The 14,572-nt window shown below is 71.5% G+C and carries 17 protein-coding genes; 13 read left to right on the plus strand and 4 right to left on the minus strand.

Annotated features, from left to right (window positions below; translation table 11 throughout):
• Positions 1 to 54: 54 nt before the first annotated feature.
• The 3 genes from OG985_RS50350 to OG985_RS50360 all read left to right on the plus strand — a co-directional run bounded on the left by OG985_RS50350 (position 55) and on the right by OG985_RS50360 (position 3,219).
• Entirely contained in the window at positions 55 to 837 is a 783-nt protein-coding gene (locus OG985_RS50350; RefSeq protein WP_331720281.1) for a DUF6292 family protein, read from the plus strand.
• Between the two features lie 256 nt (positions 838 to 1,093).
• Complete coding sequence (mobF, locus tag OG985_RS50355; protein ID WP_331720282.1) at positions 1,094 to 2,902, plus strand: MobF family relaxase; 1,809 nt, start codon at positions 1,094 to 1,096, stop codon at positions 2,900 to 2,902.
• Complete coding sequence (locus OG985_RS50360) at positions 2,899 to 3,219, plus strand: hypothetical protein (RefSeq protein WP_331720283.1); 321 nt, start codon at positions 2,899 to 2,901, stop codon at positions 3,217 to 3,219. Before mobF ends, OG985_RS50360 begins: the two co-directional genes overlap by 4 nt.
• 422 nt (positions 3,220 to 3,641) lie before the next feature.
• Here OG985_RS50360 and OG985_RS50365 read toward each other — a convergent pair whose 3' ends face one another.
• On the minus strand, positions 3,642 to 4,091 hold the full coding sequence (locus OG985_RS50365; protein WP_331720284.1) for a hypothetical protein: 450 nt from the start codon (positions 4,089 to 4,091) through the stop codon (positions 3,642 to 3,644).
• Positions 4,092 to 4,352: 261 nt separating this feature from the next.
• Here OG985_RS50365 and OG985_RS50370 point away from each other — a divergent pair, with 261 nt between their 5' ends.
• The 5 genes from OG985_RS50370 (at position 4,353) to OG985_RS50390 (ending at position 7,813) form a co-directional block, all read left to right on the plus strand.
• Entirely contained in the window at positions 4,353 to 4,820 is a 468-nt protein-coding gene (locus tag OG985_RS50370) for a hypothetical protein (RefSeq protein WP_331720285.1), read from the plus strand.
• Between the two features lie 323 nt (positions 4,821 to 5,143).
• Entirely contained in the window at positions 5,144 to 6,139 is a 996-nt protein-coding gene (locus OG985_RS50375) for a replication-relaxation family protein (RefSeq protein WP_371674815.1), read from the plus strand.
• Complete coding sequence (locus OG985_RS50380; RefSeq protein WP_331720287.1) at positions 6,136 to 6,909, plus strand: hypothetical protein; 774 nt, start codon at positions 6,136 to 6,138, stop codon at positions 6,907 to 6,909. Before OG985_RS50375 ends, OG985_RS50380 begins: the two co-directional genes overlap by 4 nt.
• Positions 6,906 to 7,208 (plus strand): hypothetical protein, encoded by a 303-nt coding sequence (locus OG985_RS50385; RefSeq protein ID WP_331720288.1) that lies wholly within the window; start codon positions 6,906 to 6,908, stop codon positions 7,206 to 7,208. Before OG985_RS50380 ends, OG985_RS50385 begins: the two co-directional genes overlap by 4 nt.
• Before the next feature lie 128 nt (positions 7,209 to 7,336).
• Positions 7,337 to 7,813 (plus strand): hypothetical protein, encoded by a 477-nt coding sequence (locus OG985_RS50390; RefSeq protein ID WP_371674816.1) that lies wholly within the window; start codon positions 7,337 to 7,339, stop codon positions 7,811 to 7,813.
• Here the strand turns inward: OG985_RS50390 and OG985_RS50395 are convergent.
• On the minus strand, positions 7,790 to 9,091 hold the full coding sequence (locus OG985_RS50395; protein WP_331720290.1) for a hypothetical protein: 1,302 nt from the start codon (positions 9,089 to 9,091) through the stop codon (positions 7,790 to 7,792). The genes OG985_RS50390 and OG985_RS50395 overlap by 24 nt on opposite strands.
• Before the next feature lie 196 nt (positions 9,092 to 9,287).
• Between OG985_RS50395 and OG985_RS50400 the strand changes: the two genes are divergently transcribed.
• The 4 genes from OG985_RS50400 to OG985_RS50415 are packed head-to-tail and all read left to right on the plus strand — an operon-like array spanning position 9,288 to position 12,348.
• On the plus strand, positions 9,288 to 9,437 hold the full coding sequence (locus OG985_RS50400) for a hypothetical protein (protein WP_167358666.1): 150 nt from the start codon (positions 9,288 to 9,290) through the stop codon (positions 9,435 to 9,437).
• A gap of 19 nt (positions 9,438 to 9,456) precedes the next feature.
• Positions 9,457 to 10,629, plus strand: coding sequence for a cupin domain-containing protein (locus OG985_RS50405; RefSeq protein ID WP_331720291.1), 1,173 nt, complete (start codon positions 9,457 to 9,459; stop codon positions 10,627 to 10,629).
• Positions 10,626 to 11,534, plus strand: coding sequence for an aldo/keto reductase (locus tag OG985_RS50410; protein ID WP_331720292.1), 909 nt, complete (start codon positions 10,626 to 10,628; stop codon positions 11,532 to 11,534). Before OG985_RS50405 ends, OG985_RS50410 begins: the two co-directional genes overlap by 4 nt.
• A gap of 19 nt (positions 11,535 to 11,553) precedes the next feature.
• A complete protein-coding gene (locus OG985_RS50415; protein WP_331720293.1) occupies positions 11,554 to 12,348 on the plus strand; it encodes a hypothetical protein in 795 nt (264 codons plus the stop codon).
• Positions 12,349 to 12,352: 4 nt separating this feature from the next.
• Here the strand turns inward: OG985_RS50415 and OG985_RS50420 are convergent, their stop codons facing one another.
• On the minus strand, positions 12,353 to 12,598 hold the full coding sequence (locus OG985_RS50420) for a hypothetical protein (RefSeq protein WP_331720294.1): 246 nt from the start codon (positions 12,596 to 12,598) through the stop codon (positions 12,353 to 12,355).
• A gap of 255 nt (positions 12,599 to 12,853) precedes the next feature.
• On the opposite strand from OG985_RS50420, the gene OG985_RS50425 reads away from it, so the two are divergent.
• Positions 12,854 to 13,243: a hypothetical protein gene (locus tag OG985_RS50425; protein ID WP_331720295.1), complete on the plus strand. Its 390-nt coding sequence runs from the start codon at positions 12,854 to 12,856 to the stop codon at positions 13,241 to 13,243.
• A 284-nt stretch (positions 13,244 to 13,527) separates the two neighbouring features.
• Here OG985_RS50425 and OG985_RS50430 read toward each other — a convergent pair whose 3' ends face one another.
• On the minus strand, positions 13,528 to 14,508 hold the full coding sequence (locus tag OG985_RS50430) for an ATP-dependent DNA ligase (protein ID WP_371674817.1): 981 nt from the start codon (positions 14,506 to 14,508) through the stop codon (positions 13,528 to 13,530).
• Positions 14,509 to 14,572 lie beyond the last annotated feature (64 nt).

Genomic DNA, 14,572 nt, shown 5'->3' on the forward strand with positions numbered 1-14,572 from the left:
CCAACAGCCGCCGTGCCGCCCCAAACCAACTCACCACGAAGGAGCCGCATTCGCATGGGCGACGTCCCGACCCCCACGCAACGAGACCGAGCGATCTACCACCGGACCGGCCACTACATGGCCGACGTCGCCGAACTCCTCCTGCGCGACGGCTACCCCGTGATCCATGCAGGCTCCTGCCAGCCCGAGCACATGAACGACCTCGAAGATGACGGCGGCGGGTACGTCGACCTCGCTCCCGAGGTCCTCACCCAGGTGAACGGGGCGCACCAGAACGCCATGGAGCTGCACCTTGCATGGGACACCAGCAGCGGCTGGGCCCTCGTCACCGAGATCCCCAAAGCCAAAGACGTCACCCGCTGGATGGGAGCCGGCCTCACCCCGGCCCCCGAGAAGGTGGCTGGGTTCTTCCTCTCCGGCCTCCTGGACTTTCACAGCGCCGGCAGCGACGAACGCCCCTACTACCGGAAGCCCGGCCACGACCTCGACGGCCTGGCCGAACGCCTCGCGCCCTTCGACAGGAAAGGCTCCTTCAGGGATCGCTTCCACCATGCGCGGAACGCCGCAGCCGAGCGCCTGGCTATCGACGCCATGCTCTCCGAAGACACCGTCGTCTCCATTCCAGTGCGCGCCGGGGAACTCAAGGCCCTCCAGCAGCTTGCCCAGTTCGTCGATATGAGCGAGGCACTGCGCGGTGTCGCCGTACAACTCATCGCGGACCTGAAAGCCAGAGCGTCCTCAACGAGTGACGAGGGCCAGATCGAGTTCGTCAGGTCACACAGCACCGGAGTGGCACAGGCCAAGGAGATACGTCGGATAGGTCGCGGTCGCGGCTGATCCTTCCGCAGCGCAGTATTCGCACGGACCGAACCCAGCCGCGTTCGGTCCGTGCGAAGCGCTCCAATTGGTGGGCTCCTCTTCGCCTTGAGCTCAGGGGCGCGACTCCGCACGCGGCGTTGGCTACCCGTCCACGGCTGGCGTGACGGCCCGCCTGACGGGCGTGGCAGTAAAGATCCGGTGATGGTCTCCCGCCCGGCGGGAAGGACCCCGGATCACGCTTTTTCGCAGGTCAACGCCGGGGTTCCATGGGGCGATGATCAGCATGTCGGAGGTTCGCCCGGGGAACGGGTGGCGCTATCTCTTCCGCGGTGTGATGGTCGGCGACGGCCACCGCCCCGCGGGCAAGCCACTGCTCGCCGCCCAGGACGAAGCCGGTGTCCCGCCCGGAGTCTGGAAAGGCCGGGGCCTGGCCGCGGTCGGCCTCACGCCCGGGGACGTGGTGACCGAGCGGCAGGCCGAACTGCTTCTGGGGGAGGGCCGGCACCCGGACGCCGACCGGATCGAGCGCGAGCGCCTGGCGGAGGGCAGGAGCCCGGCGCAGGCCCGGCGGGCGACCGTGCTGGGCAGGCCCATCGAGCACAACCAGTCGCCCAAGACCGACAAGGCCAAGGAGCGCACCCCCTGGCTGGGCTTCGACCTGACGTTCCGGCCCCCGCCGACGGCACACATCGCGTGGGCGCTGGGTGACTACGAGACCCGCCTGGTGCTGGAGCTGTGCCAGGACATCGCCCGGGACAAGACGCTGGCATGGCTGGAGGACTCGGTCGCGGAGGTCCGCTGGAAGGGCGGCGGCAAGCACCGCGCCCGGGTCAGGGACGGGCTGATCGTCGCGGTGTTCCGGCACTACGAGTCGAGAGCTGCCGAGTCGAAGCCCCTTCTCCACGATCATGCGGTGGTGTCGATCCGCGTCCGACGGCCGGACGATGCGGGGACGTGGGGCAACCTGTCGGCGGACTCGCTGATGGCCCACATTGTCGCGGCCGACACTCTCTACACCCTCTACTTCATGGAGGAGGTGTCCGCCCGGCTCGGGTGGGCGTGGGAGCCGCGCGAGGTAACGTCCGGCCGCAGGCCCGTCATGGAGATCGCGGGCATCGACCAGCGGCTCATCGGCTGGCAGTCGACCCGCCGCCAGCAGATCGAGGACGCGCTGTCCGTCCTGACGGCCAAGTACGAGAAGAAGCAGGGGCACCCGCCGGGGGAGCGGGCCGGCTACGCGCTGGCCTGTCAGGCCGCCGACCAGACGCGCCCGCCCAAGCGCACGGAGCTGCTGTCGCTGACCGAGCTGCGCGAGCGATGGCGCGCCTCAGCGATCCGGGCCTACGGCGTTGACGTCATCGACCGTCTCGCGGAGCGGGCCCGGGCGGCGGCCGCGGCGGTGTGGGCGCGGGTGCGGCCGGTGGTCGACGTCGCCCTGGCCGCCGTCGACGTCGTCGCCGTGGTGTACGTGATGCGCGGCGCGTTCAAGCGCCACCACCTGCTCGCCGAAGCCCGCCGCCACCTCTCCTACGTCCTGCGCGGCCGGCCCCACCAACCAGGCTTGGACGAACAGATCGTGCAGGCGGTCGTCGACGACTACACCCGTCCCGTCGGCCGGGGCCGGATGATGACCGCCGACCTGCGCGCCCTGTACCCGCGCGACACCGAGGACCAGGCCGTGCTGCGCCCGCTTACCCGTAAACGTGCCGCCCCGCCGTACGAGCGGGCCCGCCTCGCCGCCGGTGCACTGAGGGCCAGAGTCCACGCGGTGCGCCGCGCGGACCGCCTGGGCTCCCGCCCACGGCCGCACACCGTCGCCGTGCCCGCTGCCTCGAAGTCCCGCCTGCGGCCGACCCGTACGGACCGGAAGGCCGACCGTGTCCCCGAGCAGGCGACCGACGTCGCCGCGATGGATCAGACCCGCCGGACGTTCGAGGCCGCCGCCAAGATGGCCGCCAAGCTCACCGACGGCGTCCGGGACCGCGCCGTCGCCCACGGCCCCCGACCGCAGCCCACCGCGCCGACGCACACCCAGCAGCCCGACGCTCAGCCTGCGCCGGGCCGAACCCCAGGAGTCGCATGAGCACCCCGGAACAACCCAGCTTCGAGGACGCCCTCGCTCGCGCCCGCGAAGCCTCCAAGGAGTGGGCCGCCGTCCTCGAGGAGCCGCCGCCCTGGGAGCCGGTCTGGAAGCGGCCCCGGAAGCCGAAGTCGAAGGCGGAGACGAAGCGAGAGCTGCGCAAGCAGCGCAGGCGGCTCCAGGACGCCGGCCGCCGTCGCCTCGCCGCCACAGAATCCCGCCGGCCCCGCGCGCGGCAGGGCCGGATCGGCAACGCCGCCGCCCGCCGTGACGCTCGCGCCTTGTCCCGGGTGCGGCACTCCACCGCCTGGCTGTGGTGACGAAGACGCCGTAGCCGATGCGCACCGCACCGGATGCCCTGCATCGTCATGCGCACCACGATGTCCCGCACCGCACCCGGTGCGCACCATCGACGATGCCCGGCACTCCCGCGCGCACCACGATGCACCGCACTCGATGTTCCGCACCGCACCGGTGCGCACGCCGTCCGGCCGAACCTTGACCAGGTGCGGCCGGACGCGCGTCGTTCCTAGACCAGCCTCGCTACCGGCACGTTTCCCCATGTCAGCATCCGTCCCGGCCGCCGATCAGGTCGCGGACAAGGGGGTGTGTGATACAGGCGCGCGGCCGGATTCCGGTGCGCAACACGTGCGGTGCGCGGTGCGGGTGGTGCGGTCAACCGGCCGGCGGTGGTGCGCACCGGATGCGCGCGGTGCGCACCACCGTTGTCCCCAGGTGCGCACTACACGATGGTCCGGCGCACCGGGTGCGCTTCCATCGCCTGCTCCATTCCGACGGCCTCCAACTGGCGGAGCACGTCGGCGACGTCGCCGTGCTCCTCGGTGAGGATGTTCTCGGTGAAGCGGACGATGGTCTGGGCGATGCCCGGCGGGAAAGCCAGGCAGGCGCCGTCGCCGTGGCACAGGACCTCCAGGAGCAGTCGCCCGAGCGCCGCTGCCAGGAAGGAGTGCGCGCACGGCTCCTCGTCACGGTCGTCCACGGCGGTGATCGGGATGAAGATGCGCGCGGCGACGTCCAGGAGCAGCCGGCGCATCTCGATGCCCGTGTCCTCGATGACCGCGCAGGCGGTGTCGATGTCCCCGGCCTGCATCGCCCGGATGTAGGCGAAGGCGCTGGCGATGTCGTCCGGTGCCATCGGAGCGAGCGGCGTGGTGACGGTGTTCTCGGGCATGACAGCTCCTCACGTACGGGCCGCCCCGCTGATCGCGGCGGCCTTGGAACTCATGCTCGGGGCGCGGCCCTGTGGACAGATTCCGCGCACCGTCGGTGAGTGCCACCTTGTGGCTGTCGCGCCGCGTTTCTCCTTGACCTGATCCGCTACGTGCGACATACCGCCCATTTTGATGGGGGAGAAATCTCCGTCCCGGCACGCTGAGCGACGACCGAGGAAAAGCCGCTGCCGGGTGGGGCGCGCCGCTGGGAGACTTCGGGGATGACCACGCAGCGGCTGCCGTTCCCGGTCCCGGACGAACGCGCCCACCTCTTCGTCGACAGCTACGCCGACATGCACGACCTCGTTGAGGACCTGGTCGTGCCCGACGGTGTGCCCGAGGCTGCGGCGACGGTCCTGCGTACGGCCCGCGAGCTGCTGCGCCAGTCGTACTACTGCTACGAGTTCTCCACCGTGGCGGTCATGCACTCCCTGATCGCGGTGGAGATCGTGCTGCGCGACCGCATCCCGGACGCGGGCAAGAAGCCGCTTTACCAGCTCATCAAGCAGGGGGCCGATGACGGGATCCTGACGGCCCGGCAGGCTGAATACCTCGACTACGGCCGGCAGATCCGCAACGGCATGGCGCACGGCCAGACCACGCACGCGGTGATGCCTCCGGCCGCGGCGGTGCCGATGGTGACCACCTCGTTCACGATCGTCACCGAGCTCTGTACCGCTTCCGCCTGATGATCACGTCTGGGTAAAGGCGTCCGATGGAATGTCACACGAGCAAGATCATCCGGACCTGTATTAGGTGACAGCGGATCTCTGTCGGGAGAGCCGCGCACCTGATGAGGAGCTCCACCGTGACGTACACCAGCAGCGCCCGGCAGCCCGAACCGGAGCCGCGCCCCACCTCGACAAGGGGTGCTGAGCGCACTGGACGGGGCCCGGAAAGCAGTGCCGTATCCAGTGCCGCGAACGATTCCAACGTCGTTCCCATCACCGCAGCTCACACCGCCCGCCAGGGGGCCTCCCGGCACGCTGACACCTCTCTCCCTTCCCCTGAAGTGCCAGCGAAGGGGAAGAAGTCCACTCCCACGGCCGGGAAGGTGCGGGCCGATGCGCTGCGGTTGCTGGGGTGCGTGCGGATAGCCACGGCCCGGCAGATGGCTCAGGTGATCACGGCGGAGGATCGGGACGGCCGGTCGTATGTGCGCAGGGCGATGAATGAGTTGGCGGAGCTGGGGCTGGCGGAGACGAACGGCAAGGACGGCAAGCATCAGATCTGGAACCTGACGGTGGCTGGGCAGAAGGCTCTGGCCGACGGCAACGAGCTGCCGCCCCGCCCGAAGGCCGGCACCGGTGCGAAGGCCGTGAAGGCCGGGTTCGGCCCGCACGGCGTCGCGGTGACGGACACGATCCTCGCCTTCACCGCCACGTTCCCCGCCGGCGGCCGTGAGCATCTGACCGACTGGCAGGTGGAGGTGAACCACGCCATCAAGGAGACCGGCCTGAGCTTCAACACCGACGCCGTGCTGGCCGTGCCGACCCAGACCAGCGAGGTGCGCCTCTTCGAGCTCGACAACGGCACCATGTCCCAGGCCCGCCTCGCCAAGGAGGTCTGGGACTACGAGCGTTACGCCGGGCACCGCGTCTGGGAGGGAGCCCGCGGCACCATCGGCCGCACGTTCCCGTTCTGGCAGCGCCACCGCTACACCCGCTCGGAGCGCTTCCCGCGGCTGCATGTCGTCCTGGCGGGCAAGGAGGAGCACCTGCTCGACAACCGCCTCCAGGCGCTCGCCGACGACGTGAAGGGCATCGCCATCGCGGTGTGGGTGAACACCCTGCCCCGGCTGCAGCGTGGCGAGTCCTGGTACGAGATCGGCGTCGACGCCCCGGACCGGCGCCACGACCGCTACGGAGCCCATAGGCCGCTGAGGGGGCGCAGCAGGCCCGCGGAGACGACGCCGCTCACCCACAGCCGTGGGGAGCGGCGTCCGACCAGCACGGAACACGACTGCACTCCACCGAAGGACCGGCCCTCCGATACGGTCGCGCTATGACCGACGACCTGCGCCCTCCCCGAACCACGTGGGAGTACTGCCTGTCCGCCGCTGACGAGCTGGTGCTGTGGCACATGCGGCAGGGCGAGGATGTCCCGGAAGCCGACCGGCCCCGGGTGGTGACGCTGATCGGCGCCGCCGCGTACGGCCTCGCCTCCAGCATCAGCCTGGACGGGCCCGACGTCGCCGGCCTGCCGCTCACCGGACCCGATGAGAGCCGGTCCGTCAGCGTCCGGGGCGTCCTGCAGCACCACGCCCTGCGCGCCCTTCAGACGAGCCCGTACGAAGTCCTGGGTGCTGCCGAGCGCGAGCAGCTGCTCGCCGCGTACGGCAGCCCCGTGTTCGACCTCGCGCGGGAGACGGCGGTCGCGGTCATCACCCACCACGCCCGGTCCTCCGGCCAGACGGGACAGCCCCACCCGACGATCAGGGACCGCGCGCCCGCGATGGCCGGCGCCCCGGCGGCCGGACCACGAGTGGACGTCGACGTGGCCCGCAGCCGCCAGCAGTACCTGACGGCGGCCGGGGTGATCTGGGTGGTCTACGACGGAGGGCTCAGCCGTCAGCCCGTCGTCTGCACCAACTGCCAGGCGCGCACCGGCCTGACGCTCCAGGCCGACGCCGACGCCGGGAGTGTCCGCGTCATCTGCCGGGAACTGCACACCACCCACGATCATCGCCTCACGGTCGCCGGGGTCCAGGAAGCGATCGCCCTCGCAGGGGCATCCCGGTCCGGGGACATCGAGATCAACGCGGGGGTGACGGCATGACCGGATTCCCCGGCCCCATCCCGATGCACGGCGACAGGGTCGAGATCCTGGCCAACACCTTCGTGGCGACCATCACCGGGAAGATCACGTCGCGGGCCGTCCTGCGCGACGGCCGCGGGTTCGTTGAACTCGTTCTGCCTGACGGTGACCCGCAGCAGCGCCGCGACCTGGAGCGGTCCGGGCGGTACCAGTACCGCCTCTACGACGGCGGTGTGCTGCTCTACTCGTCTCCGGACCTGCACGTGCATGAGACCCGGCGCGAGGGCGACGGGGCGCTGGTGGTGATGGGATCTCCCTGACCCCGTCCCTGACGTAGCCACAGTGGCGGGGCCGCCCGGCGGGACGGCTCCCGAAGTCGCCGCGCCACCGCCCGGGACGAAGAGTCCGAACACGGCTGCACGTCTGTGCCGGACCGTAGACAGGGTTCATGAGACGCAGCAGAGAAGAAGAACCCGCCTTGGACCTGCCGGGCAGCCTGTGGCACGCCCTGATCCGGCTCCAGCACACGCACCCCGACCCTGTGGGCCGGAAACCGCTCGCCCGGCCGGCCGGGCTGCTGTCCTTCACCACAGCCTCGGACACCATCCTCGCGGCCCGCGTCCATCTGTCCGGCGCGGAGACGATGGGAGAACTGCACGAGACGCTCCGCACCCTGACCGCCGGCCTTACCTACACCCACTTCGCCCGGCCCGACGTCGTGCTGGACGTCACGCTCGGCAGACGACAGGAACTCCCGATCCACGCGGAGCACACCATCGGCCTCACCCGGCTCTTCCAGAACGCTGCCGGCACCATCGGCGCCTGCAACACACCAGGCGGCGGCCGGTGCTTCCACTGCGAGGGGACCGGGCTTGCCCTCCCACTGTGGGAGCCGCAGTCGTCAGCCGACCACGACGTCGCGTAGTTCCCGTACAGCGCGCTCGTGGTGGTGCTGGGCGGGGATCGCCTCGTACAGGTCCAGGGCGCGGCGGCGGACCAGGCCGGTGCGGTAGTCGACGGGCAGGCCTGTCAGGGCGGCGACCGTACGGCGGCACGCCTGCTCGGTGTCGCCGTCGTGATGGGAGCACGCCGCCGCGTCGATGTTCAGCAAGGTGCGCGTCATGGTGCTGGTCGGCGCGGACAGTTCCAGGGCGCGCTCCTGGCTGACGCGGGCGAGGCGGGTGTCCCCGAGCGTGGTGAACGCGTGGCTGAGGTGGACGTGGTGCTTCTGCTCGCCGTACGTCAGCCAGGTGTCCGACCGCTCGCCCTCGGGGAGCCGGTCCATGAGGGCATCGGCGGCCCCGATCGCGGCGCGGGCCTGCTCGCTCTGGTGGTTGAGGGCGTAGGCGCGGGCAGCGACCGCGGCCGCCAGCGTCGCTGCGGCGGTCGGCCGGTGCCCGGCGACGTGACAGGCCCGTTCCGCGAGGCCGGCCGCCGCCTTCGGGGCGCCGTAGTTGAGCGGGACCATCGCCTCGCGGGCGAGGACCCAGGCGTGCAGCTGGTCGTCACCCGATTCGGCGGCGGCCCGGGCGGCCGTGGCGAACCAGGCGCGGGACTCCCGGCGGCTGCCCAGGTCGTGTAAGACGATCGCGGTCATCCCGGCCATCTGCCCGGCCGTACGGCACAACCTGGCCCGTACCGGTGCGGGTTGCGGGACGGTGAGCAGCGGGCGCAGGGTTGTGAAGTCGGTGACCAGGTCGGCCAGGACGCGGGTGGGCTGCTGTCCGTGGTAGCCGTACCCGTAGCTCTCGGCTGCCGCTTCCAGGTCGGCCAAGTCCTGGGGCATGTCGGGGGAGAGGGTCTGATCGACGTCGGTCCGGGCGGCGGTGAGGGCGGCGAGGGCCGGAGCGGTGAGGCCGGCGGCCAGTGCGCCGCGCAGCAGGTTGCGGCGCTTCATCGGATCATCTTCTCCATGGTGGGACTCCGTGCTGTGGGCGGCGGTGTCCTCCCAGGGTTGCGCAGCGAGCCGCAGTAGGTCACCGGGAATGCGCAGTCCGTCGGCGATTCTCTCGACAGTTGCCAGCGCGGTGACAGCTGCGGCGCCCCGGGCGATCTGGCTGACGCGATCGGATTTGAGCGCGCACGCCTCCGCGATCCGGTTGAAGGAGATCCCCGCGTCGTGGGCCATCGCGAACACCGTGGTGAAGTCCCGCTCGTACAGGGCCCGGACGAACACCGGGTCGGTCAGCAGGTGGCGCGGCACTTGGGCGGGTGACGGCGGTAAGTCGTCCACAAGTCCCCCAGAACTCCCGTGGAATGACAGTGCGTCAGCCCAACGACCATACCCACCGTGGGGGCCCCGTCACGGGGTTATCGCCCGCATGGTTCGCGGCTGTACTGACGGTGTTCGCGGCCGTGCCGTCCAGGGCCCGGCCGACCGATTCAGGAGGAGGGTCCTCATGCAGAGTCCCGCCACGCCCCCGCCCGCCACGTCCGGGCCGTCGACCGGCGGCCTGGTCCGCTCCCGCCGGGCGATCGTCGCCGCCCGGGGCCGCAACGCCATCCCCTCGGACGGCGGCGGCACCGGCAAGAGCGACGGCAACGACTGACGAGCGGGAGCCCTACGCGATGACGCACACGTCCATCGCGGCGTGCCTGGGCGAGGACTTCCTCGCCCAGGCACTGCACCGCGAATACCGCCACGTACCCGGCGCGCTCGATGTCGCCGGACTGATGACCTTCGGCGACCTCAACCAGATCCTCGCCAATCACCGACTGGAACCGCCGCGCATGCGGCTGTCCCGCGACGGCGAGACGCTGCTGGTCGGCGGCTACACCACGCCGGTGGCCACCCGCCGCCACACCGTGTGGCATCGCCTCCACCCGGCCGAACTGCACACCCGCCTCACCGAGGGCGCCTCCCTCGCCCTGGACAGCGTCGACGAACTCCACCCGCCCCTCGCCCGCCTCTGCGAAGCGATCGAGCGCGACCTGCGCACCCGCGTACAGGCGAACCTCTACGCGTCGTGGACCAGCACCGAAGGGTTCGGCGTTCACTGGGACGACCACGACACCGTCGTCGTTCAGCTGGACGGCGCGAAACGCTGGAGGATCTACGGCACCACCCGACCGTTCCCGCTCTACCGCGACATCGAGGACCCGGGCGAGGCGCCCACCGAGCCCGTCGCCGAACTGGTCCTCAAGCCGGGCGACGTTCTGTACGTGCCGCGCGGCGTGTGGCACGCGGTCTCCGCCGACCAGGGCACCCGCTCCCTGCACGTCACCTGCGGATTGCAGACCCACACCGCGACCGACCTGATGGCGTGGGTGTCCGAGCAGCTGCTCACGCACGAGGACTGGCGCCGCGATCTGCCGCTGCTCGCCGCCCCGGACGTCCAGGCCGACGCCGTGGACGGGATGCGCAAGCGGCTCGCCGAACTGCTGGACGACCCGACGCTGCTCGCCCGCTACCGGGCCGCGATGGACGGACAGGCCGTCGGCAGGATGGTGCCGAGCCTGCCGTACATCGACGGCGTCCCCGTCGACGGCGCTCTGCGGGTCCGGCTGACGACCGCCCGCGCCGTGCTGGAGGTCGGCGAGGACGCGGCGACGCTCTCCGCCGCCGGGAGCACGTTCGAGTTCGCACCCGAGGCGGAGGCGGTGCTGCGCCCGCTGGTCGACGGCCGCACCGTGGATCTGGCCGCGCTCGCGGAAACAGGCGGCCTGGATGTGGAGGACGTCGCCGGGCTGGTCCAGGAGCTCGTTGCCGGACAGGCCGCGACGGTGGGGAGCCTTCTGTGACAGCGGAGCTCGCTCTGGGCACCTACCGGTGCCGGGCGATCCCGGAGGCGGCCGTCCGTGCGGCCGCCTCCGGCGCGCAGTGGATCGACACCGCCCCCAACTACGCCACCGGCCGCGCTCATGACTTGCTGGCCCCGGCCCTGGCCGCCCACCCGGCCTTGCGGATCGCGACGAAGGCCGGGTACTTCACCGCAGCCACTGGTGCCGATGCCGTGAACGCCGGTGTTCTCACCGAGGACCAGGCGGTGGTCGGGCACAGCCTCGCCTCGCAGTACGTGCGCTGGCAGATGGGCCGCAACCGCGAGCAGCTCGGACGCGAGCGGCTGGACCTGGTCCTGCTGCATAACCCGGAGCGCGCCCACCCCGGCGACCGCCTGGCCCTGCACCGCGCGATGCGGGAGGCGTTCGTCGTCCTCGAGGAAGCCGTGGCCGCCGGGCACGTGGCCGGGTACGGCATCGCCACGTGGGCTGGTCTGGAAGAGGAGGCGTTCACGGTGGGGGAGCTGCTCGCCCTGGCCGCCGAAGCCGCGGGCGGCCGGCACCACCTGGTCGCGGTTCAGATGCCGGTCAGTCTGGTGATGATGACGCCGATCGCGCAGGCCTTGGACGGCCGGGGGCCGCTCCCGGCCGCAGCCGGGGCGGGGCTGCGGGTGATGGCCTCCGCGCCGCTGCACGGCGGTGAGCTCCCCGGCATCGTCGATCAGGAGCTCGCCGACCTCATCCGGCCGGGCCTGACCCCCGCACAGGCGTGCGTCTTGGCGGTCGCGTCATGCCCAGGAGTGACGGACGTCCTTCTGGCCGCCTCCGGTGCGCCACACTGGAGTCAGGCGGCCGACGCCGTCGCCCAACCCTCGCTGACCGCCGCCAAGTTGCGGGAGATCACTGGTGTACTCGCCTCCCCCTGACCCGGACACCGAACAACGCATGCGCGCCCGTCACGTCCGCGCCGCGAAGGCCCTGGACGTACGAGTCGAGCCGGGCGGGGAGTTCTGGGGTTGGGCCGGGCGCACCCTGGGTGCCCCGGCCCGCACCGCCACCGGGCAGTCGGCGTGGCTGCGGCTCGTGTCCTCCCCCGAGGGCAAGGCGTCGGGGAAGCTGTGGGACGGCGCCCTCGACGCCCAGCACGTCTTCGGGGACCTCGACGGGCGCCGGCCCGCCCTCCTGGCTGTCCACGACGCCGTCGACGACACCACCGCCTACCGGGCGGAGCTGTCGGCCCGCGTCGACCAGCCGGTTCTGTCCGACGACCCGGTCCTCCAGCGCGACCTTCAGCTGCCGGACTCCTGGTGGGAGGACCTCGCCGGGACGCTGGAGAAGGTGGCGGCCGTCGACACCGACCGTATCGCCGTACGACAGCAGTACATGGACCGGGCGATCCCCGAGTTCGTGGGCATCCCGGCCCCGGCCGTGACTCGCTGGACTGCCGCCCACTCCGACCTGCACTGGGCCAACGTCACCGCACCGCTGAGGATTCTCGACTGGGAGGGCTGGGGGCGCGCTCCGGAAGGGTTCGACGCCGCCACGCTCTACGCCTACACGCTGCTCCAGGAGGACGTCGCGGCCCGCGTCCGCGACGCCTTCCCAGTGTTGGGTAGCCCGGCTGGCCTCGCCGCCGAAGCGACCGTGTGCGCCCAGCTGCTCCAGACCGTGAGCCGCGGCGACAACCTCACCCTCGAAGACCAGCTCCGGCACTGGTCCGAGGAACTCCGCCGCCGCTGACGAATCAGCCCGCCCAGCCGATGTCACGGACCTCGATCGCACCAGCGTGCGGCATGAACTGGATCCAGCACTGTCGGCCGAACGCCTCCCGGATCTCCTCCACCGAGCCCGGGTCACGGACATCGGGCCAGGCCCTCGGATCCATCCGCGCGACTTCCACGAGCGCCAGCACCTCCTTCCGGGCCCGGTCGTCCGGCAGCTGCGCCATGACCTCCACCGCAAGTTCTTCCACCACCACGCCGTACCGCATTCCGCACACCCCCGTGTGATCGACTCGGGCAGCAGCGTACGAAGGAACCGCTGATCGCGTTCGGGCCTGTGGATAACCCAAGGCGGTGGGGCGCGGGGACGACGAAGGCCGCCGTGGTCGGGGCGACCACGGAGACCCGACCATGAAGCCGACCACGACTCCCGCCCGCACCGCCGACAGCCCGACCACGGCTGGTCAGCACGGTGCGGGGGTCTCCCTCCTGGCGCCTCCACCCGACCGCGTAGGGTCCGGCACATGGCGACCATCAACGAGGTGCTGGCGGCGCTCGCCGAACTGCGCAGCGATCTGGAAACCCACGCCTGGCAGCCCGATGAGCACGAGCACGACCTGGCGACAGCGATGCGCGCGGAAGGCGGAGCCAGCGCCCACGCCGTACGGGTCGGGCTGCGCGCGGCCGGCCCCGAGGTCTCCCACGGGCGGCTCGCCCCGGTCGCAGCGCGGTGCGCCGCGATCCTGGACTCCCCGACCCGTGCCGCGTCGCAGGACGGACGCGAACTGCGGCTTGCCCTGGACGATGTCCTGGACCTGGTCGTGCGCGCGACCGGCGAGCAGCTCCAGATCCTGGGCACCCGATCGCAGGGCGACACCGTGACCAGCCCGCCCGGCCGCCGCTCCACTCCATAAGGCCCGGTGTTGCGCTGAGTGTTGCGGTAGAGGTTGCGCCAAGTGTTGCGCTGAGTGTTGCGGCAGGTGTTGCGCTGGCCTCCACAGCGCCCCGAAGTCCGCCCAGGTCACCACGGGCGTACGGCGTGGTCGGGTCGCTGACATCCCCGTTGCGACCCCCTTCGACCATGCGCTGGCTGGAGTTGAGGATGAGGGAGGGCGGGATGGGCGGCGCGGACGCAGCCGGGGATCGGGGCGCGCTCTTCGGTGTTGCGCGTCGGCGGGGCCTCCGCGCCAGGCCGCCGTCAGTGCGGCGGTGACGTCAGGCGGGGGACGTCGGCGGGGGAGAGGTCAGGGCGGGCACGGTGCCAGCGTGCGGGATGCCGCCACCGGCCGGAGGCGTCGCGGGCGACGTCGACGCCGACTTCCACCACCAGCTCGGGTTCCACCAGCGTGACGTTCAGCTTCTCCTGACTGCCCCACCCGGCGCTGAACGACCAGCCTGTCCACGGATGACCGCGCTGCCCCGCAGTGAGCAGACCGGCGACCGCCGTACCTGCCGCCCGGGCGAGGGTGGTGGTGCGGCCGACGTACTGAAAGCGGCCTTCGGTGTCGTACCTGCCGAGCAACAGCGTGCGGGGAGCGGCCAGAGAGCCGGTGATCGCGCCGACGACCGCCTCGCCCGTCTCGCGGACCTTGAATTTCTCCCAGCCCCTCACCGACGGGCGGTAGGCGCCGTCCAGCCTTTTGAAGACCACCCCCTCCATCCCGACCGACGCCCACGTCAGCCACTCGCGCACGACGTCGGCCTCGGTGGTCGACGGGCACAGCGCCCACGGCGCGATGAGCCGGCGGGCGGCGAACACCGACTCCAATGCGGCCCTGCGCCGCCGATACGGCCACCCGGTCGTGTCCGTCCCGGACAGCCGCAGCAGATCGAACGCGACGAAGTGGGCCGGCCACTCCTGAGCCGCCCGGGCGGCCCCGGCACCACGCCGGGCAAGCCGGTTCTGCAGCCGCTCGAACGCGAGGCGGCCCGCGGCGTCCCATACGATCAGCTCGCCGTCCAGCGCGGTCGCGTCCGGGAGCTGCACGGCCCCGGCCACGACCTCCGGAAACGACGGCCCCATTTCGGTGCCGCGCCTGGAGCGCAGCACCACCTGGTCGGCGTCGACGGAGACGAGAGCCCGAAATCCGTCCCACTTCGGCTCCGCAGCACAGCCAGGCCGCAGATCGGGCACGGACACGGGGGTGGTCAGCATCGGCTCCGGCAGCGTCCATGTCACCTCCCATCCCTTCCGCTCGCGCAGGACACGGCTCCGGCTGTGACGGCCGCCTTCCCCCGTTCAG

The sequence above is a fragment of the Streptomyces sp. NBC_00289 genome (assembly GCF_041435115.1).
Lineage (GTDB): Bacteria > Actinomycetota > Actinomycetes > Streptomycetales > Streptomycetaceae > Streptomyces.